Here is a 22,183-nt window from a genome sequence, read left to right as displayed (position 1 = left end):
TGCGATATAAAATTCTAATAAATATGAAAAAAATATTTTTCGCGGCTTTAGTGATTTCTTCGGTCATGAGCCAGGCTCAGATTCTTCGTATGGGTGAAATACCTAACAGTGACAATATCCTATCCAACAGGCTTATGGATCCTTATGCTTCTTCCAATGGCGGGGTTTTGAACCAACGTGGGGAGATGTACCTCAACCAGGCCGGTACTCCAGGCGCAGGCAGAACGCTATCTTACAGTGACATTCAGGGTAATGCATATTACAGCAAAGACTTTGTGACTACTAAATTCGAAGGAGTTACAGAACCGGCTCCCGGAAGGTATAATACTTATCTTGACGAAGTAGAGTTTAAGAAAGAAAAAAATGATGATAAAGTATATGTCCTTCCGAAAAATGATATGTTTTCGAGAATCACATTTTTAGACAGTAAGGATACATTGGTCAAATTAGATACGGGCGATGATCTTTCGGGATATTTTTTCGAGATCGTAGCAGGACAGCAGTACGGATTGTATAAGAAAATGAAAACCACATTTATCAATGGTACGGTATCAGATAATGCTTATTCTAACAATACACCGCCTTCTTTTAAGAATCTGAATCCGATCTATTATATCAAAACTCCCAGCGGATTTATTAAAAACCCTAAGAATACCAAAGAAATTATCGAGGCATTACCTGGGCAAAAAGATCAACTGGAGGGATATTTAAAATCAAACAAAACAAAAGTTAACAAGCAGGATGATTTAGCAAAGCTGGTTAACTTCCTGAATGGAAAATCAAATTAAGATCATGCTTTCAATCTTCAAGATTGAGCCTACAATAAAACCCTGCTACGATGTAGCAGGGTTCTTTCATTTTGGTACTTTTATTAGAATAGCTCACCGGCTACTTTTTTAATGTTGTCACTTTTTCCCATTGAGTAGAAGTGTAAAACCGGAACTCCAAAGTCGAGAAGCTCTTTGCACTGGGTAATTGCCCATTCCACTCCGATCTGTTTTACAGCTTCATTGTTTTTAGCGTTCTCCACTTCATTGATCAGTTCTTCAGGTAAATCGATTTTAAATACCTGAGGGAGAATTTTCAAATGCTTCTTGGTGGCAATCGGCTTAATTCCCGGGATAATGGGAACCGTAATTCCCATCTCTCTTGCTTTTTGAACGAATTCAATATACTTTTTATTGTCAAAAAACATTTGAGTTACAATATAATCTGCTCCGGCATCCACTTTCTGCTTCAGCCATTTCAAATCGTAATTCATAGAAGGTGCCTCCATATGTTTTTCCGGATATCCTGCTACGCCTATACAAAATTTGTTCAGTTCATCGCAGACTTGCTCTTCATTATGAAGGTATTTTCCCCTTCCGAGATCATTAATCTGGTTTACAAGATCCATTGCACTGGCATGCCCGCCATGAGTGGGCTCAAAGTACTGATGTCCTTTCATTGCATCGCCCCGCAAAGCCATTACATTATCAATGCCCAGATACATACAGTCTACCAGAAGATATTCGGTTTCTTCTTTGGTAAAACCTCCACACAGCAAGTGTGGAACGGTGTCTACATTATATTTATGCTGAATGGCTGCACAGATCCCCAATGTTCCGGGTCTCATTCTTGTGATTCGACGCTCCATGAGGCCATTACCTTTGTCAAGATAGATATATTCTTCCCTGGAAGTGGTAACATCAATAAACGGGGGCTTGAATTCCATCAATGGATCTATATTGGTATAAAGATCCTCGATTCCTATCCCTTTTTGTGGGGGAACCACTTCGAGGGAGAATAAAGTTTTTCCATTTGCGTTTTTAATGTGTTCTGTTATCTTCATGTCAATTTTAATCTGCTAAATTTGGTGACAACCATTTTTTTGCTTCCTGGATGCTACAACCTCTTCTTGCTGCATAATCTTCGAGCTGGTCTTCTGTAATTTTTCCTAATCCAAAGTATTTGGCATGTGGGCTCCCAAAGTAATATCCGGAAACAGAGGCTGTGGGAAACATCGCCAAGCTTTCGGTAAGATAGACCCCCGTATTTTCTTCAACTTTTAAAAGATCCCAGATCGTTTTCTTTTCCAGATGGTCAGGGCAAGCCGGATATCCTGGAGCCGGGCGGATTCCTTTATATTTTTCAGCAATTAATTCTTCATTGCTTAATTCTTCCTGAACGGCATAGCCCCAATATTCTGTTCTTACTTTCTTATGTAAAAACTCTGCATAAGCTTCCGCAAAACGGTCCGCCAATGCTTTTACCATGATCGCATTATAGTCATCATTGGCTTTTTCATATTCTTCTGCCAGCTCATCCGTACCGAAACCTGTAGTTACACAGAATGCTCCCATATAATCAGTCTTTCCTGAACTTTTTGGCGCTATAAAATCACTTAATGCCAAATAGTCTTTTCCTTTTGATCTTTGTGCCTGTTGCCTTAATGTTAAAAACTTAGCCTGCTCATTATTATGTTCATCAAGAATTAAAATATCATCCGTTTCGTTGGAGTTAGCTTTGAAGATTCCAAAAATTGCTTTAGCTGTTAATAATTTTTCATCCAGAATTCTCTTTAAAATGACCTGTGCATCTTTGAACAGCTCCTTTGCCTGCACTCCTACCACCTCATCTTCTAAGATATTCGGATATTTTCCGTGAAGATCCCAGCTTCTGAAGAATGGGGACCAGTCGACGAAAGGCAGCAACTCTCTCAAATCCTGATTTTCAATTACTGTTATTCCTAAATTATTTGGAGTGAAGATTTCTTCGTTTTCCCAATCTACTTTAAAGCGATTTTCTCTTGCGTCTTCAATGGAAACGTAATCTTTATCCACCTGTCTGTTGAGAAATTTTTCCCTAAAATCAGAATAGTCATTCTTCAGACCGGAAACATATTCTTTATTCCGGTCGCCCAGTAATGAGCTCACCACATTTACGGCTCTGGAAGCATCATTAACATGAACCACGGCATTTTTGTATTTTAAATCGATCTTCACTGCCGTATGTGCTTTTGACGTTGTTGCCCCACCAATCAATAACGGAAAATCCAGATTCTGTCTCTCCAGTTCTGAAGCGATATACACCATTTCGTCGAGACTTGGGGTAATCAATCCGCTCAATCCGATGACATCAACTTTTTCTGCAATAGCCGTCTGTATAATCTTCTCAGCAGGTACCATGACGCCAAGATCTACAATCTCGTAGTTGTTACAGCCCAGAACTACACTCACAATATTTTTGCCGATATCATGGACATCCCCTTTTACGGTGGCCATTAATATTTTACCATTAGCTGGTCTTGTTCCATCTTTCTCAGCTTCAATATAAGGCTGCAGATAGGCCACTGCCTTTTTCATTACTCTCGCCGATTTCACAACCTGTGGCAAAAACATTTTTCCACTTCCAAACAAATCACCTACAACACCCATTCCGGTCATTAGGTTCACTTCAATGACATGAAGCGGCTTTTCAGCCAGTTGTCTTGCCTCCTCTACATCTTCTTCTATAAAACGGTCAATCCCCTTGACCAATGAATAGGTAATTCTTTCCTGCAATGGATTTTTCCTCCATTCAAGTTCTTCTGTTTTTTCTTTTTTTACGGATTTATGTTTTTCGGAATAGTCAAGAAGCCTCTCTGTAGCATCTTCTCTCCTATCCAGAATCACATCTTCCACGAGTTCCAGTAATTCCTTATTGATTTCGTCATAGACTTCAAGCATGGCAGGATTTACAATTCCTATATTCATTCCGGCCTGAATAGCATGATACAGAAATACAGAGTGCATGGCTTCTCTTACCGTATCGTTTCCACGGAAGGAAAAGGATACATTACTTACGCCCCCACTTACGGATGCATAGGGAAGATTCTGCCTTACCCATCGTGTGGCTTCAATAAAATCGATGGCATTTGTTCTATGTTCATCCATTCCCGTTGCAACCGGGAAAATATTTAGGTCAAAAATAATATCTTCTGCGGGGAAGCCAATCCGATTGACCAGGATATCATAAGACCGTTTAGAAATTTCGATTCTTCTTTCCAGGTTGTCGGCTTGTCCTACCTCATCAAAAGCCATTACGATAACTGCTGCTCCGTATCTTTTGATTGCTTTCGCATGTTTTATAAACTCCTCTTCACCTTCTTTCAAACTGATAGAATTCACCACACATTTTCCCTGGGCTACCTGAAGGCCTGCCTCCAGGATCTCCCATTTGGAAGAGTCTACCATGATGGGGATTCTTGCAATATCGGGTTCAGAGGCTATTAAGTTCAAAAATTTGATCATAGATGCTTTTCCGTCGATCAATCCATCGTCAAAGTTAACATCTAAAATTTGAGCCCCACCTTCTACCTGATGGCGGGCGATATCTAATGCTTCAGAGAATTTCTCCTCCTTGATCAGTCTTAAAAATTTCTTGGAACCGGCAACATTGGTTCTTTCACCAACATTGATGAAATTACTTTCCGGGGTTATGATAAGAGGCTCAAGGCCTGATAATCTTAAATATTTCATTTTATTCTTCTAAAATATAGTAGGCATTATGGGCATTCTGCCTCAATAAATCCCTGTGCTTGCCTAAGGCTGTGAGCAGAGGAAATCTTTTATATGCCAAATCATGTTCTTTAGCAAATTCTTCAATTTCTTCTGTTATCTCATTATAATACATATAGCTGTAATTGGGGAAGAGGTGGTGGGCTACATGGAAATTAAAATTCCCCAATACATTCCTTACAAACCAGTTATTTTCTTTCAGGTCATTGGTCACTTCCATTTGATGGCGGAGCCAACTGAACGGAAGTCCATTATCTTTATTCAATTTCGGAAAAGCGTTATCAGGAAGCGGATGCAAAGGCAGTAAAACAAACAATGCAAAGAGACTTGCTGAAATCACCTGTAAAAACCACGCTCCCAAAGCAAGTCCTATTGATACTTTAAAGAACACAACGGGAACCACAATCTGATAAAAGAAGTAGAACAACTTATACCCCACCATCTTTATCTTTTCTTTTACCGGGATTTTTCCCTGGGTTTTCAAGATCACCCTCTCATTATCAAAGAAGTCTCTGAAATCTCGTATGAACATCCAATTGAATAAATAGAGCGGATACACCAAAAAGAAAAACTTATCCTGATACTTCTGAACCCCTTTTGCTTTAATCCAGGGCACAATCAGAAGCAAACCGCTCTGTTCAATATCCGTATCCCATCCATCAACATTCGGATAGGCATGATGGCTCGCAATATGTCTCTTTTTCCAGATGTAGGAATTGGCCCCTACAAAATCAAAAATGTGTAATACGAGCCCATTCAATCTTTTACTTTTATAAATATTGTTGTGTGCTGCTTCATGAACTAAATTCAAATAAATCAAAACCAGAAAGATTCCCATCAAAATAAAACTCAGTACGTACATCCACGCTGTCTCTGCATTGAAAACAGCCAGGAAATAGAAACCTGCATACATCAACGGCAGAAGCACCGCCTTGATCTGAATATAAATATCCCTCTTTTCTGGAATAGCCTCTACTCTCCGGTTTACCCTTTTTCTCAATTCATTAAACAGTTTTGTATCATCTGCATCTTTTAAATAACTCGGCTTTTCCATAATATTAAATTTTATGATTTATTTAAAGATAATATTTATAACCCAGCCTTTATGATTAGTTTTAATTAAAAAAATCTATCAAATCACACAAATTCTTTCAATTTTCTTGGCGGATAATTCTCAACGAGCTCTGCAATCGCCTTTATATGCTCAGGAGTGGTACCACAGCATCCTCCGATAATATTGATTAATCCTTTTTCGGCATATTCCCTGATCTGCCTTGCCATATCTTCCGGAGTTTCGTCATACTTTCCAAAGGCATTAGGTAAACCCGCATTGGGGTAAGCTGAAACATAGAACTCAGAATTGTGTGCCAATGTCTCCAGATAAGGCGTCAGTTGATCCGCTCCGAGCGCACAGTTGAAACCTACACTTAACAGATTAAGATGGGATACAGAAATCAGGAATGCTTCAGCCGTCTGACCGCTTAATGTCCTTCCTGAAGCATCGGTAATAGTTCCTGAAACCATTATTGGAATTTCAATTCCTCTTTCATCCTGGATCTCATCAATGGCAAATAAAGCTGCCTTTGCATTTAGGGTATCAAAAATGGTTTCCACCAACAGAATATCAGATCCACCATCTAATAATGCTTCACATTGCTGTTTATAAGCTATTCTCAGCTCTTCAAATGTTATTGCTCTGTACCCTGGATCATTCACATCGGGACTTAAGCTTGCCGTTCTGTTGGTAGGTCCGATCGATCCTGCTACAAATCTGGGTTTATCAGGATTCTTTTCGGTGTATTCGTCGCAGGCTTTTCTGGCAATTTTTGCAGATTCATAGTTCAGCTCGTACACGAGTTCTTCCATATAATAATCCGCCATGGCAATTGTAGTTCCCGAAAATGTATTGGTTTCGATGATATCAGCACCTGCTTCAAGATATTTCTTGTGAACTTCTTCAATAGCCTGAGGCTGCGTCAGAGAAAGCAGGTCATTATTTCCCTTTACGGGATGTTCCCAGTCTTTGAAACGCTCGCCACGGTAATCTTCTTCTTCAAACTTGTATCTCTGAAGCATAGTTCCCATGGCACCGTCAAGAATTAAAATTCTTTCGGATAAAGCTTTATATAATTGTTCTGAATTTTTCATTTTTAAATGTTTTGGCTAAAGCCTGTTCGTATTGAATTAATCCAAAGCCTGTTTCAGATCAGCAATAATATCTTCCACATTTTCCAAACCAACTGAGCAGCGTACTAATCCAGCCGTAATTCCCACTTCATTTCTTTCATCATCACTCAGTTTAGAATGCGTCGTAGATGCCGGGTGGGTAACGATCGTTCTTGTATCACCCAAATTGGCAGAAAGCGAGCACATTTGTATCTTGTTTAGGAAGCTTCTTCCTCCTTCAATCCCGCCTTTAATTTCAAAGGCAACAATGTTTCCTCCCAGTTTCATCTGTTTTTTGGCGACTTCATATCCCGGATGTGATCTCAAAAATGGATATTTCACCAATTCAACATTCGGATGGCTTTCTAAAAATTCAGCTACCTTCAACGCATTTTCACAATGTTTTTCTACGCGAATAGCTAATGTTTCCAAGCTCTTGGACAGCACCCAGGCATTAAATGGAGATAAGGCAGGCCCTGTATTTCTTGCGAAAAGATAAATTTCTCTGATCAGATCTTCTTTTCCTACTGCGATTCCTCCTAGTACTCTTCCCTGCCCGTCAATCAGCTTCGTTGCTGAGTGTACAACAACATCTGCACCATATTTGATCGGCTGCTGAATATAAGGTGTCGCAAAACAGTTATCTACAATGAATATCAGGTTATGTTTTTTCGCAATCTGCCCGAAAAATTCCAGATCAACAATTTCTATAGCAGGATTAGTTGGGGTTTCCAGATACAGGATCTTTGTATTGGGCTGAATATACTTTTCAACATTCTCAGCATCTTCAGCCTTGAAGTATGTTGTTTCAATATTCCATTTCGGGAAATATTTGGTAAACAGGGTATGGGTAGATCCAAATACCGACTGACAGCTTACAATATGGTCTCCAGCATTCAGTAGAGCAGCAAAAGTTGAATAAATTGCCGCCATGCCTGTTGCAAATGCATATCCTGCTTCAGCTCCCTCCATTTTTGCTATCTTATCGGTAAACTCTGTCACATTCGGATTGGAGAATCTGCTGTACAGGTTTTTAGGTTTTTCTTCCGCAAAGCTGGCCCTCATATCTTCGGCATCCTGAAAAATAAAACTGGATGTCAGGTATAACGGTGTCGAATGCTCATCAAACTGACTTCGTTCCGTCTGGGTTCTTATTGCTGATGTTTCAAAATTTTCCATATAGTTTTAATTTAATAATATAACAATGTACCAGTTTACCAATGGCAAGATTATATTCCAAGGGATAGAATTATTGGTAAATTGTTATACCGCATTGGTACATTGATTTATTTTGTTTCACTTACTCTTAAAATATCTCCGAATACTCCCCTTGCCGTCACTTGTGCCCCGGCTCCGGCTCCCATGATGACAATCGGATTTTCTCCGTAGCTCTCTGTATAGATTTCAAATATAGAATCTGATCCTTTCAACTGTCCCAGGGCTGAACTCCCCGGTACAGATACCAGCTTTACATCAAGCTGCCCTTTTTCTTCCTGTAGATTTCCGTGTAGATCCCCAACATAGCGCAGGACATGACCTGGTTCCTGACTCTCTTTGATTTTTTGATATTCCGCATCAAGCTCGTCCAGTCTTGAAATAAATTCATTTTTCTCGACTGTCAGAAGATTCCCGGGAATCAGATTCTGGATATTAATGTCCTGAAATTCATTGATCAGATCCAGCTCTCTTGCCAGAATTAATAATTTTCTTGCTACATCGTTTCCGGATAAGTCTTCTCTAGGATCAGGTTCTGTATATCCTTTTTCCATTGCTTCCCCAATGATGGTCGAGAATTTATCGTTTCGTACCGAAAAGTTGTTAAAGATATAGCTCAATGATCCGGAGAACACTCCTTTTATTCGGGTGATATTTTCACCCGAGAGATGAAGCAATTTGATGGTATCAATCAACGGAAGACCTGCCCCTACATTCGTTTCATACAGATAACGTCTGTTATTTTTGTTCAACGTATATCTTAGTTTACGGTATTCCTCAATTGGCAGCGTATTGAAAATCTTATTGGACGACACGAGATCAAATCCGTTTTCAGCTAATGCGTGATAGTTTTTTACAAAATCCTTACTCGCCGTGTTGTCTACAACAATCAGATTTTCCAATTGATTTTCCTTTGAGAAATTAATTAGTTCCTGCACATTGGAAGGACTTTCGGCAGTGATCACCTCATCGCTCCAGCTATTATCAAAACCTTTTTTATTAAAAGCTATTTTCTTTGAATTGGCAACAGCCACTACTTTAAGGTCTATCTTTTTCCTTCTTCTTATTTCTTCTGATGATTGCAGAACCTGCTCTATTAAAGTTTTTCCGACATTTCCATGTCCGATAATGGCCAGATGAACAGTTTTCGGTTTTTTGAATATCTCAGATTCAATGATATTCTTGGTTTTTTCATCCTGTGAGGATGTTACTACAATATTTACTCTGTTTTCACCTGCTACATGATTCAAAAGCAATGGGAAAACATTATTTCTCGCGAGTTCAGCAAAAACTTTATTGGAATCTTTTGCTACAAAACCAATAACAGAAACATTATTGATGCTATAGATCTGAGATACTTTTCCTGATTTTCTTTCCGGCTCAAATTCATCGATAAGACAAGCTACCGCCTTTTCAGCATCATTCTCCTGAACCAGAATAGAGATTCCGTTTTCTATAGCCTGCTGGGAAATTACCCCTACACTGATGCGCGCTAAAGTAAGCGCTTTAAAGATTCGTCCGTCGATCCCGATTTCCCCCAGGAAATCTTCCCCTTCAAATTTAATGATTGATCTGTTCTTTAAAAATTTTATTTCGTTAGCATTTTTCATGAGTCTGCAAAATATTATTTATGATATTATTTAATTGTTGATATTCCATTAGGAAGGCATCATGCCCGTGTATAGATTGGATCTCGTGATACGATATATCCTCTTTTTTCTCTTTTAGCTTTTCAAAACACATTCGGATTTCAGAAGCAGGAAAGAAGAGATCGGTATCTACGGAGATCATGTGCATTCGTGCCTTAATCTTCTGTAGTCTGCTACCATCAGCATTAATGTTCATCAGCAGGTGATTCATCAGCCGATATGCCTTTAAACTAAATCTCTCGTTAAGAGCTTTACCGTGATAAACCAGCCAATCTTCAGATTCCAGAAGTTGTTTCTCCGGATTATACTGATTCCTAAATCTGTTGTTAAGTGATTGTGGAGTCCTGTAACAAAGCATCGCATGGATTCTTGCTTTCTGCAAAGGTTCCTGCTGATCATTCAGTAAGAATTTCTGGACCAGACATTGAGCATGAAGCCAGTCGTGGGTCCTGTAGTCACAGGCAATAGGAATAAAGACTTCTGCAAGATCAGGATTTTTTGCCAGCATTTCCCATGCAATTCCACCTCCCAGCGAACCTCCGATAATGGCATAAAGATTTTTTATATGTAAAGCTTCCAACCCTCTCAGAAATATATTGGCAATATCTGAAGGGGTGAAGTCTTCATAGTCTTCAATTAAAAAATGATCATATCCGTTTCCGGGAATATTGAAGCACAGAACAGTGAATTTCTTTGTATCTATAACCTTATTTTCTCCAATCAGCTGTTTCCACCATCCCTTATCTCCTGCAACCTCCGAGTTTCCGGTAAGCGCATGATTCACTAAAATGACAGGAGCTGTAAACAAGTCTTTCCCAAAAAGCTGATAGCTTAACGGGATATGATATTCCTTATTGGAATTGGTCTGATACGAAAGATTAATATAGTTTAGTTCTGTTTTCAATTCTATTATTTTAATACAATTGAAAATGCCACAGGAAATGGCTGAAAAGAACTTCAGTAAGTTATCTGTCCAAATAATTTTGGTAGAACGTAGCACCTTCTTTGCTTGCGCAAAGGGTTGCTAAGGTTTCACAGGGTCTAATCCCTCAACCTTTCTTGATAACATTTTCAATATTTGAATGAACGAATGCTGCAAAGGTAGTTCTTTTCTTTTAATTTCAAAAAAAAAATATTTTAATCTTTTAGAAACCCTTTAAATCACAAGTGTTTCAAGGCCATATTAATAATTATTCAGATGAAAAAAATTGGAATTACTTTTCAAAAAAACTAACTTCGTATTGAAAAATGATTGCTTATGACTGCCGAAAAAGAAAGATTACAAGATACCAAATGGAAAAACTGGGGCCCGTATGTAAGCAACCGGCAATGGGGAAATGTACGCGAAGATTACAGCCCGAACGGCAATGCGTGGAACTATACCAATCATAATAATGCAGAAAGCTATGCGTACCGCTGGGGAGAAGAAGGACTTGCGGGAATTTCTGATGTAAAACAGATTTTCTGTTTTGCTTTTTCCTTCTGGAATAAAAAAGATAAAATAGTAAAGGAACGTTTCTTCGGGCTGAGCAATCCGCAGGGAAACCATGGTGAAGATATTAAAGAAATCTTTTATTATCTGGACAATACCCCCACCCACAGCTACATGAAAATGGTGTACAAATATCCTATTAATGCATTTCCCTATGACGATCTTCTTACAGAAAACGGAAGGCGCAGCAAAAAGGAACCGGAATATGAGATTTTTGATACGGGAATCTTCGATCACAATGAATATTTTGATATTTTTATCGAGTACTGCAAAGCAGATCATAATGATATTCTGGCCAGAGTTACGGTGTGTAACCGAAGCCAGCACGAAGCGCCTATTGTAGTGGCGCCTACCGCATGGTTCAGAAACAACTGGAAATGGGGCTATAATACGTATAAAGCTCAGATGAATGACGCTCATGATGGAGGCATTGATATCAATCATGACAGCATTTCCATCAAAAAGCTCTATGCAAGAAATCCAAATGCACAAAGTGCTTTTTGTGATAATGAAACCAACGTTTCCAAACTTTACGGGACGCCACACACTGAAAATACTTATTTCAAAGATGGAATCAATGATTTTATCATTCACCGTGGCAATACGGTAAATCCCGAAAAAAAAGGAACAAAAGCATCATTTCTTATTGATGAGACGATCGGCGCGGGACAATCCAAGGTTTTTGAATTCCGTTTATGTCCTGAGGCATCACATACCCCTTTTGAAAAGTTTGATGAAATCTTTAGTACCAGAATCGCTGAAGCAGAAGATTTCTATCATGACATTCAAATAGACACGACGGATGAAGATGAGAAAAACGTTCAAAGACAGGCTTTTGCCGGACTGCTATGGAATAAACAGTTCTACCATTACAATATTGGAAAATGGCTGAAAGGAGATCCTAATTTTGAAGCTCCAAGGAATTTCAACGACTATGTAAGAAATACGGAATGGAACCATCTGCACAATAAAGATATTATTTCTATGCCTGACAAATGGGAGTATCCATGGTATGCAACCTGGGATCTGGCATTTCATTGTGTTCCGCTTTCCATGATCGATGCCGAATTTGCCAAAGGACAGCTGTTGTTGCTGACCAAGGAGTGGTATATGCATCCCAATGGACAGCTTCCTGCTTATGAATGGAATATGAGTGATGTGAATCCTCCGGTTCATGCATGGTCATGCTTCAGGGTATTTAAAATCGATGAGAAAAATAATGGAAAACCGGACCTGCTTTTCCTGGAAAAAGTTTTTCAGAAGCTGCTTCTGAATTTTACATGGTGGGTTAACCGGAAGGATAAAAACGGTAAGAATATTTTTGGAGGAGGTTTCCTGGGGCTCGATAATATCGGAGCTTTCGACCGTAATATGGTTTTAAAGGACGGCCAGCATCTTGAACAAGCTGACGGAACAAGCTGGATGGCTATGTATGCACTCAACATGATGCGAATCGCCATGGAGCTGGCTCAATATTATCAGGTATACGAAGATATGGCTATCAAATTTTTTGAACACTACCTGTATATTGCCGAAGCAATGGAAAACCTGGGTGAAGGAACCAAAGGTTTATGGAATGAGGAAGATGGGTTTTTCTATGATGTACTACAGCTGGGAAATGGGGACAGTGTTTCTTTAAGACTCCGAAGTATCGTCGGATTGATTCCTCTTTTTGCTGTAGAGATTGTTGATCACCGTCTTCTGGAGAAGATGCCTAACTTCCAGACCAGAATGGAATGGATCTTAAAAAATAAGCCGGAACTCACCAAACTGGTCTCTCACTGGGATGAGGAAGGGCAGGGCAGAAAGCACCTGATGAGCATTCTCCGTAAAAACAGATTGACAAAAGTTCTGACAAGAATGCTGGATGAGAAAGAGTTTCTAAGTACTTACGGAATCCGTGCAATGTCAAAAGTGTATGAGGAAAATCCTTTTGTATTCTCTGTACACGGTACGGAGAACATGGTATATTATACTCCTGCAGAAAGCGACAGCAGAATGTTTGGTGGAAACAGCAACTGGCGCGGCCCCATTTGGTTTCCGATCAATTTCCTGATTGTAGAAAGTCTTCAGCGTTTTCATTATTATTACGGAAACAGTCTGAAAGTGGAATTTCCAACCGGGAGCGGAGATAAGAAAAACCTTGATGAAGTAGCTCAGAATATCAGCAAAAGACTTTGTTCCATTTTTCTGAAAGATGAAAACGGGCAGCGGGCCTTCAATGGAGGGAACCCAAAGTTTAATCACGACGAGCATTTCAAAGATTATATCACGTTTTTTGAGTATTTCCATGGGGATAATGGCCGTGGTGTAGGGGCATCTCATCAGACGGGATGGACCGCAACCGTCGCAAAGCTCATCAAACCCAGGCTCACATTCTGATAAGCAAAAGACCATAAAAAAACCGGATGATCATCCGGTTTTTGTTGTATAAAAGATTAAATTTTTTCTCCGTTCAAAAGCACCTCATACCCGATTTCAACATTCGGTTCTAAAGTTTTTGATACGGAACAATATTTTTCAAAGGAAAGTTCAGCCGCCTTTAAAGCTTTTTTAGGATCAATTTCTCCCTCTAGAAGAAATTTCACCTTAATTGATTTAAATGGCTTTGCCTCATCTACCTGAACCCTCTCTCCCTCTACTTCTGCCTGGAAGCTTTTAATTTCCTGACGTTGTTTCTTCAAAATGGAAACCACATCTATTCCGCTACATCCGGCAACAGCCATCAGTACACTTTCCATTGGAGAAACCCCTTTGGCTCCGGGTTGGGAAGTATTGTCCAAAAGGATGGAGTTTCCCTGGCCGTTTGTACATTCAAATAAAAAGTCGTCGTTGATTCTATTAAGTGTTATTTTCATTTTATTATTTTAATTTAATATTTCTTTATACATACTTACACCAGTATTTAGAATTGTAAGCCTTCTGTTTTGCAATAGTATTTAGGATTACAAGATGTAAGCTCACAACCTCCAAAATAATATTTACTTTTATTTTTCTTCATGAACGTTTCTGTAACTAATCCATAAAAAATTGGAATAACATTTTTATCGGTTTTACAAATCGGACAAATTGAATTCTTATTCTCTCGATATTTACAATATTGATTTGCCACTAAATGCACTACAGTATCATCTTTAATATCTATATTATATTCATTTCTGATGTAGTCATTATTTTCAATAATATTCAGTTTATATTTTCCATTTTCAACTTTTCCAAAATCAAATCGTCCGTCTTCATCAGAATTAGTTTTGTAAATAGTTTTGTCGAAAGTACTTCTTAATGTCAAAATAAACTTTGGAGAATTTATTTTTTTGAGTGTATCACGAATTATACCATTTAATGACTGAGACCATAAGCCAGTTGAAAATATTATTAAAAATAGAAAAACTAGTTTTCTCATACCCAAGTATATTTATTATAAAATTCCTCTTGCTTTTATCTCCAGATATTTATTGATAACATCGATATTCAAATTTTCCGGAAGCGTATACACCGTATAAATTCCATATTTACGGAGCTCCTGGATAATGAGTTTCTTTTCAAACTCAAATTTTTCAGCGATGATCTCATCATATATTTCCTGCATATTTTCAGGATTTTTATTAATCAGGGTGTGCAGTTCTGAATTTTTGAAGAAAACGACGACCAATAAATGATTCTTAGCAATACCGCGAAGGTACTTCAGCTGGCGGTTAAGCCCATCTACTGTTTCAAAATTGGTGAATAAAAGAATCAGACTTCTCTGGTTGACAGAATATTTTATATCCTGATACAATCTGTTGAAATCGCTTTCAAAGAAATCTGTCTTAATGTTGTATAGAGCCTCAGAAATTTTCTTAAGCTGTCCGGATTTGTTATCCGCCGCAATTTTGTTTTCAGCTCTTTTGGAGAACGTCATCATTCCTGCGCGGTCACCTTTTCTCAGAATAATATGTGATAATGCCATGGCAGCATTAATAGAATAATCCAGCAGGCTCAGTCCATTGAAAGGCATCTTCATGCTTCGTCCTTTATCAATCAGTATAAAAATACGTTGAGATTTTTCATCCTGAAACTGGTTTACCATGAGCCGGTTTGCTTTAGAAGTAGCCTTCCAGTTGATCGTTCTGATATCATCTCCCGGTACATAATCTTTGATTTGCTCAAATTCCATGGTATGCCCCAGCTTTCGGACCTTTTTGATCCCTCCCAGCATAAACTCACTCTGCAACGCCATCAGTTCATACTTTCTTAAATGAATGAACGAAGGATAAGACTTCAGCATAATGTCTTTCTGAAAATTAAATCTCTTTGAAACGAATCCCAGAGGGGAAGAAATGTAAATATTAAGGCTTCCGAAATAATATTCGCCTCTTTCTTTAGGCTCTAAAGTATACTGAAAAAAGGCATTAGCTCCTGAACGGATATGCTTTTCAATCAGAAAATCTCTCTTCTGAAACTGAAAAGGAATTTCATCGATGACCTTAGCCGTAATATTAAAGCTATAATTATTTTTTATATCAATTTTTACAAAATTCTCATCACCGTTAGAAAGTTTTTCCGGTAATATTCTTTGCGCCTGTAGTGCATTCTTTTGATTAAATATCAATAGGTAATCTACCATCGCAGCAAGAAAACACATCATAAGGACAATGTGTGCGACCCACATCATCCCCGGAAAGAAAAATGCCAGGACATACAGAATCCCCACTCCAACGAGTGAAAAGAAGAAACGTGTATTGATGTATAAATTTTTCATTGGTTAGGTTGCAGGTTGCAGCTAAAAGGTTTTCGGTGGACGTTTATGAACTTTATCTCTGTCATTATTATTGTTGGAGAGCGTTTTTTAAGCCGTTTAACATTTTCGATATTTCTATAAGCCTCTATTTAATTTTACATATTCATCTCCGTTTAAAAATTTGAGGTTTTTTGAAATTACTAATTGTGTTTCTACTTCTGCAACTGCCTCTTGATATTTTTAAAAATTGCAGATAAGCAGGTTTGCTTATTCTCGAGTTTTCCTCAGCAATATGGGATGGTATAGAAATAACGGCTCTTCTGATTTGTGACACTAATCTGTAGATTTCGGCTTTAGGAAAAGTTTCTGTAATTCTATACATTTCAGTTACAAAACCAATAGACTGGTGCCAAACTAAAAGCTCTTTAAAATTTGCCCTATTGAATATTTTGGCTTTTAATTAATTTTGCCTATCCATTACCTCTCACCTATTATCTGCTACCTATCTCGGAATTTCTATTCCCTCTAAAATCTGACGGATAATTTCATCTGCAGTAAGTCCTTCCATTTCACGTTCTGGAGAGACAATGACCCTATGTCTTAAAACAGCATAACTTGCTTCTTTAATATCTTCAGGAGTGACAAAATCCCTGCCTCTTAATGCAGCGAATGCTTTTGAAGCAGTAAGGAGAGCCAGCGATGCTCTGGGTGATGCTCCCAGATACAGAAACTGATTTTCTCGGGTATTAATGATTATTTTGGCGATGTATTCCATCAGCTGCCCTTCCACAATGATTTCTTTCACCAGGTGCTGATAGTTTTTAAGCTGTTCGGCATTGATAACGTGGTTAACGCCTTCTGTTTTATCATCTTTCTTACTTTCGTGCTGGTTTTTTATGATCGCAATTTCCTGTTCCAGGTTTGGATATCCAACGTTGATTTTAAACAGAAAACGATCCAGCTGAGCTTCCGGAAGTCTGTAGGTCCCTTCATGCTCAATAGGATTTTGTGTAGCCACTACCAGAAATGGCTCATCCATTACATAGCGGGTGCCATCCATGGTAATCTGCCTCTCTTCCATCACCTCAAACAGTGCAGCCTGTGTTTTCGCAGGTGACCTGTTGATCTCATCAATTAATATGAAGTTGGAAAAAATGGGTCCTTTTTTAAATTCGAATTCAGAGTTTTTCACACTGAAAACTGAAGTACCCAGAATATCGGATGGCATCAAATCGGGAGTGAACTGAATCCTGCTGAAACCTACATCTACGGTTCTGGCCAAAAGTTTTGCGGTAATGGTTTTTGCTACTCCGGGAACCCCTTCAATCAGAACATGCCCGTTGGAAAGCAACGCAGCCAAAAGATGTTCTATCATACTTTCCTGCCCCACGATTACTTTTGCTATTTCCCTTTTTACTTTATCGAGACTGGCCCGAAGCTCTATCATGTCTATCCTTGAGTGAAACTGATCTTCCTGCTTATTGAGGTTTATATCACTTTGATTTTCTATGTTTGACTGATCTGTGTTTTCCATATTAATGTATTTGTCTAACAAATGTATTCATGTAACAAATTATCCTGTATTCCGGAATGGTCGTTCTGATCATTGATAACTGCTCCATTGTTATAGTTTATATTGTTATATTATTTTAGTATTTCATCGAGAAGAGTATTAATCTTTGTAAGATCTTCCTTCATCACACTCGCATAAGGATCCTGTGCTCTTTTGATGAGGGCAATTGCTTCACTGATCTGTTCCACGGGTTTCCCTGTTTTCAGCTGTAGTTTTTTTTCAAACTCCGCATCTAAATTCTGTGTATCAATAAGCAGATCGATTCTTACTTTATTCAAAAAATATTGAGCCTTCTTAGCCATCATATCATGAAAATCTCCTTCCTGAAGATACAGATTTCCGATGCTTTTTACAAAGTCCAGCGAAGTATTTCTCAGAGGCTCTACGATGGGTACTATTCTTTGCTTTCTTTTTGCATTAAAGAAAATAAACAGTACAAGTCCGCCCAGAAGCACCCACCATGCATATTTTAAGGCAGGATTCCCCAATACAAATCGCATGAAAAAGCGGGACACTTTTGTATCATTTGTAACAAACCAGAGTGTTTCCCTATCCGGAAGATAAGAAAAAATATCCTGGGCGTATTTTACATTTCCCGGCTTTAGAAGGTAATAGTTCGTAAGAAACAGAGGCTCACTATGAACATATAGGTTACCTTTTCCAAATTTCACTTTGATAAAATTCGCCTGATCGGCATTCTTTTTCTCAACAGTCTTTCCAAGAACCTCCACTTTAGGTTTGATATATGAGAAGCCTCTTCCGGATGGGAATTTATCTAATTTAATAAAATCATTCTGATACTTTTTATCCGTCAGTTTCAGTACATTTTCATCCTGAAATGAGATCTCTGAATCATAATATCCGATACTGTCCGAAATTTCTTTAGGAATGCGGCTTGCCATAAGCATAGCGTCTGAACCTTCAGATACCTGAGTCAGGATTTTCTTCCACGATTCAGAGTCTATATCATTTTCGATAACCACAATATTGTGAACCGCTTTTTTCCGCTGACTATAATATTCATAGGGAGTCTTATCTACCTTCGTGAGCTTATTTTTAAAGAGATGGCTGGCCTCACTGTTAAAGACAAACAGACCGAAGGGAGACTTTTCATTAATATCAAAATTTTTACGCCAATCCGTCGTTTCTTTCTTGTTAACTTCAAGCAACGCCAAAATAATCATCACAACGATGAAAATTACAGCATATATTTTGAAATTTTTATTCATGGTCAATTAGTTACGGTTTAAAAGTCTGATACTGATTCTTGAATTTCTGATAGTTTTCTTCTTCAATATTGAATTCTCCGTACCAAACATAATCAAAAATGTATGACAACGCAGAAAATTCACTTTTCAGATGTGGAGCCTTTAACTCTGCGGCGTAATCCCTGTTTGTTTTTTCCGGATTCCAGTTAATGAGTTTTTTATCACTTAGCTTTTTAAGGATAAGTAAAAACTGATACCGTATTGCTGAACGGAAATCTCCTTCCCGCTCAAATTTTGCAATACTCTCCGGAAAATTAATCTCGTGGATATTTTCATGCAATTCTTCCACATTGAGATTCAGCTTTTTATTTCTCTTAACAAAAATAAAATTACCATCTTTACCAATAATATAGCGAATAATGAAATAAAGAAGGAAGCCTACAAGAATGATCGCAAACAGGCGGATCAGTACATTTGTCAATTCAGCCGATTTGCTGAAAGCCGTCTCTCCAAAAATTCCTCTCAGAATTCTGTCTACTTTCCTGAGCAGCTTCTCCCAGAAAGACTCCCGGGGTTTAGAAACCGAATAGTCAAATTCATTTCCCTTATATCTTGACGGAATGTTTTCTTTAAATTCTTTAGGATATACAATGTTCTCTGATACCGGATTTTTCAATAACACAGAGTCTGCACGCAGCATATTCCTGTAATGGACCGTCCCGAGAGAATCTCCTAAATAATCATCTGCAAGGGTTCCGTCCTGGGCCTTAAAAGGTCCGGAAATTGTGAAAAACAGTAAGAAAACAAGATATTTATTCATTGATACCAATGGTGTCTATTTCTGCAAGTTCAACTTTCTGATGAAGATCTGTTCTGCTGTCATAATACATTAGGCCGGCATTCACATACATCAGATTCGAAAGAAAAAATGAAAGAAGAATTGAAATTCCATAAAATACAAAAAAGATAATTCCCGCAGTACCCGTAAAAGGATTTTGCTCAAAATTTCCGTCCGGTGCCGAAGTAAGAATTGATCCGTAAAAAAACAGCATAGGAACAAAAGTGAATACTGATGTCGTCATGTAAATCATAATAAACATGATAAATGCTGATGCCCAATACTTCCAGTACGGCGATTTCTCACTTCCATTCGGGTAGGAAAACTGTGACCGTATCGAGTAACTCAAACTTTCCAGAAATCCCCTTTTTGAATTAAAATAGTCATACATCAAAAAGGTAATAACATTAAATATCGTTGGATAAATAAGAAGTATAAGGAAGAATCCGATAATAATAAACATCAGTGCATAGGAAAAGCCAATCACGAAAACAGCCAGCGGCATAACGATAAACATCATTCCCAGACATAGCTTTCCGATCTTTCCTATATTCGTTTTAAAATCACCCAAAATCTCATCTGTCTTTATATTTTCTTCACCCTGAGCAATTCTTTTCAGATAAAAGACAGGATACAGGTAATTTACAATCGCCAAAACCATACAAAGAAAAAATATAATAATTCCAACGGTAATCAGCATTCCGGCATTATCTGAGAAATAGCGCTCAAAATAATAGGTATCACCACCCAGATTAGATCCAAAAAGCTGTGAAAAGATCTCTCTGTACCCAAAAATAAGAACAGTGACCATTAAAATCAACAGCAAACCATTGATCAAAATATAGTTTTTGAAATAATTCTTTCCGTAAAGTTTGAAAAAGCTGAGACTGTCACTGATGAAAGTTCCGAAATCTCTTTTTTTATAAAATTGCATCATCGATGTGTTTATTAGTTTTTTTATGAACAATAGATGGATACACAAAATAGTAAAATCCTATGATTGCAAGCGAACCCAAAATGATCACGAGGTTCAGCGCTAAAGGCATTTTTAGCGCATGCCTTGTAACATATCCTTCAATAATCCCTGCACATATTGTGAATGGAACTGTACTTAGAAATATTTTAAATGAGTCCTTAAAGCCTTTTTTAAAAGAATTAAATCTCGAAAAAGTTTTCGGAAAAAGAATAGAAGCGCCCAGGATCAATCCGCACATAGCCTCCACCACCATGGCAAAAATCTCAAAAACCCCATGCAGCCATATTCCTCTGGCACTGTCTTTCAAAGCACCGTAATCATAGAAAAAGTATTGAAAGGACCCCAGCATTACACTGTTGGAAAGAAGGGCAAACAAGGTGCCTACCCCACCTGCAACGCCATAGATGTAGAGTTTCGCACCCACTTTGATATTATTAAAAATAATACCAATCGTACTGCCCCAGGTACTTCCGCTCTGATACACGCCTACGGCATTATCATTCTTAATGTTCTCAATGGTTTCATTGACGTAGCTTTCCCCCAGGATAATATTGACAAAATCTTTATCATAGATGGCAGAAAGCACGCCGATTGACGTAAATAATATAAAAAAAAGAAACGCATACAGGAGATATCTTCGATACTGGTAAACCAGCAGCGGAACTTCGGTTTTGAAGAAATAAATCAATCTGTTTTCTTCTACTCTTTTGGTTTTATAAATCTTCTGAAAAATCTGAGAGGACAGGTGATTCAGATAAACCGTAGTATTACTTTTAGGATAATAAGTCTGAGCGAAAGAAAGGTCATTGATCAGGTTGATATACAATGAAGACAGGTCATCAGGATTTTTTTTAATTTTCCCTTGAATAACCTGTTCTATTCCCAACCATTTTTCTTTATTTTGTTTAATGAAATAAACTTCTCTCATAATTGTAAAGGCTAAAATAATAAAAAATATGTCTCAAATTGCGATAAATACTTCACAAAATGTAAATATTAACTTTAACATTGCCAGTGTTGGAGAAAGGATGCTCGCATTCATCATAGATCTTCTGATAAGGGTCGCCTATGTTGTTCTGGTGCTCTATCTGTTCTTTACTATTTTCGACCTGGGTTATTTATTGAGAGGCCTTGATGAGTGGTCTGTTATGGCAGTTTATATTGTACTTACTTTTCCTGTTTATATTTATCCTGTAGTTCTGGAAAGCCTTATGGAAGGCCAGACCCCGGGTAAAAAACTGATGAAAATAAAGGTTGTAAAAATTGACGGCTATCAGGCAAGTTTCGGAGATTACATGATCCGATGGGTATTCAGGCTGATTGATGTTTCTTTTGCAGGAGCGGTAGGCCTTATATCCATGATTATTTCCAAAAACAATCAGCGGTTGGGGGATATAGCATCCGGAACCGCCGTCATCTCCCTGAAAAATAATATCAACATTTCCCATACTATTCTCGAAAACATCCGAGAAGATTATGTGCCTTCCTTTCCTCAGGTTATTGCATTAAGCGATAATGATATGAGGATTATCAAAGATAATTACACCAAAGCGTTAAAAGTAGATGACCGCCAAATCATCAGCAGGCTTTCGGATAAAATAAAAAGTATCCTGAAACTGGAGATAGACCCCACTAAAATGACGGAAAAGCAGTTTATCAATGTGATTATCAAAGATTATAACTACTACACCGGGAAAGATAATTGATCCAGCCAAGGTTTTACCTCCTTAACCCGATGATAAATTTAATACCACTAAGTTGAGTGCAAAAACCAATATACTATTCACTATTGCCTATTACTTGAAACC

General features: G+C 38.0%; 19 protein-coding genes and 1 riboswitch. Of the genes, 3 read left to right on the top strand and 16 right to left on the bottom strand.

Features of this window, described 5'->3' with window-relative positions; genetic code table 11:
- Positions 1-23 precede the first annotated feature (23 nt).
- Complete coding sequence (locus DRF67_RS06315) at positions 24-788, top strand: hypothetical protein (protein WP_115927454.1); 765 nt, start codon at positions 24-26, stop codon at positions 786-788.
- Positions 789-871: 83 nt separating this feature from the next.
- On the opposite strand, the gene metF is transcribed toward DRF67_RS06315, so the two are convergent.
- The 7 genes from metF to DRF67_RS22005 form a co-directional block, all read right to left on the bottom strand.
- Complete coding sequence (gene metF / locus DRF67_RS06310) at positions 872-1,831, bottom strand: methylenetetrahydrofolate reductase [NAD(P)H] (RefSeq protein ID WP_115927453.1); 960 nt, start codon at positions 1,829-1,831, stop codon at positions 872-874.
- Between the two features lie 7 nt (positions 1,832-1,838).
- The gene (gene metH / locus DRF67_RS06305; protein WP_115927452.1) at positions 1,839-4,499 is read right to left on the bottom strand and encodes a methionine synthase; all 2,661 of its coding nucleotides are present in this window, start codon (positions 4,497-4,499) and stop codon (positions 1,839-1,841) included.
- 1 nt (position 4,500) lies between these two features.
- Positions 4,501-5,592, bottom strand: coding sequence for a fatty acid desaturase family protein (locus DRF67_RS06300; protein ID WP_115927451.1), 1,092 nt, complete (start codon positions 5,590-5,592; stop codon positions 4,501-4,503).
- Between the two features lie 83 nt (positions 5,593-5,675).
- Entirely contained in the window at positions 5,676-6,686 is a 1,011-nt protein-coding gene (locus tag DRF67_RS06295; RefSeq protein WP_115927450.1) for a homocysteine S-methyltransferase family protein, read from the bottom strand.
- A 36-nt stretch (positions 6,687-6,722) separates the two neighbouring features.
- A complete protein-coding gene (locus tag DRF67_RS06290) occupies positions 6,723-7,883 on the bottom strand; it encodes an O-succinylhomoserine sulfhydrylase (RefSeq protein WP_115927449.1) in 1,161 nt (386 codons plus the stop codon).
- 107 nt (positions 7,884-7,990) lie between these two features.
- Positions 7,991-9,529 (bottom strand): ACT domain-containing protein, encoded by a 1,539-nt coding sequence (locus DRF67_RS22010; protein WP_115927448.1) that lies wholly within the window; start codon positions 9,527-9,529, stop codon positions 7,991-7,993.
- Positions 9,516-10,472, bottom strand: coding sequence for an alpha/beta fold hydrolase (locus DRF67_RS22005; RefSeq protein ID WP_115927447.1), 957 nt, complete (start codon positions 10,470-10,472; stop codon positions 9,516-9,518). The genes DRF67_RS22010 and DRF67_RS22005 overlap by 14 nt, the downstream gene beginning before the upstream one ends.
- Positions 10,473-10,530: 58 nt before the next feature.
- A riboswitch (SAM riboswitch) is annotated at positions 10,531-10,637 on the bottom strand.
- Between the two features lie 189 nt (positions 10,638-10,826).
- On the opposite strand from DRF67_RS22005, the gene DRF67_RS06275 reads away from it, so the two are divergent.
- Positions 10,827-13,442, top strand: coding sequence for an MGH1-like glycoside hydrolase domain-containing protein (locus DRF67_RS06275; RefSeq protein ID WP_115927446.1), 2,616 nt, complete (start codon positions 10,827-10,829; stop codon positions 13,440-13,442).
- Between the two features lie 56 nt (positions 13,443-13,498).
- Here the strand turns inward: DRF67_RS06275 and DRF67_RS06270 are convergent, their stop codons facing one another.
- From DRF67_RS06270 to DRF67_RS06230, 9 genes are all read right to left on the bottom strand, one after another.
- Entirely contained in the window at positions 13,499-13,918 is a 420-nt protein-coding gene (locus DRF67_RS06270; RefSeq protein WP_115927445.1) for an OsmC family protein, read from the bottom strand.
- Positions 13,919-13,965: 47 nt separating this feature from the next.
- On the bottom strand, positions 13,966-14,463 hold the full coding sequence (locus tag DRF67_RS06265) for a hypothetical protein (protein WP_115927444.1): 498 nt from the start codon (positions 14,461-14,463) through the stop codon (positions 13,966-13,968).
- A gap of 15 nt (positions 14,464-14,478) precedes the next feature.
- Complete coding sequence (locus tag DRF67_RS06260) at positions 14,479-15,801, bottom strand: DUF58 domain-containing protein (RefSeq protein ID WP_115927443.1); 1,323 nt, start codon at positions 15,799-15,801, stop codon at positions 14,479-14,481.
- A 142-nt stretch (positions 15,802-15,943) separates the two neighbouring features.
- A complete protein-coding gene (locus tag DRF67_RS06255; RefSeq protein WP_228435751.1) occupies positions 15,944-16,228 on the bottom strand; it encodes a four helix bundle protein in 285 nt (94 codons plus the stop codon).
- A 54-nt stretch (positions 16,229-16,282) separates the two neighbouring features.
- Complete coding sequence (locus DRF67_RS06250; RefSeq protein ID WP_185142062.1) at positions 16,283-17,314, bottom strand: AAA family ATPase; 1,032 nt, start codon at positions 17,312-17,314, stop codon at positions 16,283-16,285.
- Positions 17,315-17,424: 110 nt separating this feature from the next.
- The gene (locus DRF67_RS06245) at positions 17,425-18,582 is read right to left on the bottom strand and encodes a DUF4350 domain-containing protein (protein ID WP_115927442.1); all 1,158 of its coding nucleotides are present in this window, start codon (positions 18,580-18,582) and stop codon (positions 17,425-17,427) included.
- Between the two features lie 10 nt (positions 18,583-18,592).
- Positions 18,593-19,381: a DUF4129 domain-containing protein gene (locus DRF67_RS06240; RefSeq protein ID WP_115927441.1), complete on the bottom strand. Its 789-nt coding sequence runs from the start codon at positions 19,379-19,381 to the stop codon at positions 18,593-18,595.
- Entirely contained in the window at positions 19,374-20,336 is a 963-nt protein-coding gene (locus tag DRF67_RS06235) for a DUF4013 domain-containing protein (protein ID WP_115927440.1), read from the bottom strand. The genes DRF67_RS06240 and DRF67_RS06235 overlap by 8 nt, the downstream gene beginning before the upstream one ends.
- Positions 20,320-21,303 carry a stage II sporulation protein M gene (locus DRF67_RS06230; protein WP_115927439.1) on the bottom strand — a complete coding sequence of 328 codons (984 nt, stop codon included), beginning with the start codon at positions 21,301-21,303 and terminating at the stop codon, positions 20,320-20,322. Before DRF67_RS06230 ends, DRF67_RS06235 begins: the two co-directional genes overlap by 17 nt.
- A gap of 28 nt (positions 21,304-21,331) precedes the next feature.
- Here DRF67_RS06230 and DRF67_RS06225 point away from each other — a divergent pair, with 28 nt between their 5' ends.
- A complete protein-coding gene (locus DRF67_RS06225; protein WP_115927438.1) occupies positions 21,332-22,081 on the top strand; it encodes an RDD family protein in 750 nt (249 codons plus the stop codon).
- The last annotated feature ends 102 nt before the right edge of the window (positions 22,082-22,183 follow it).

The organism is Chryseobacterium pennipullorum, from assembly GCF_003384725.1.
Lineage (GTDB): Bacteria > Bacteroidota > Bacteroidia > Flavobacteriales > Weeksellaceae > Chryseobacterium > Chryseobacterium pennipullorum.
Note: the sequence above shows the minus strand (reverse complement) of the source record. Positions and strands in the feature narration are given on the sequence as shown.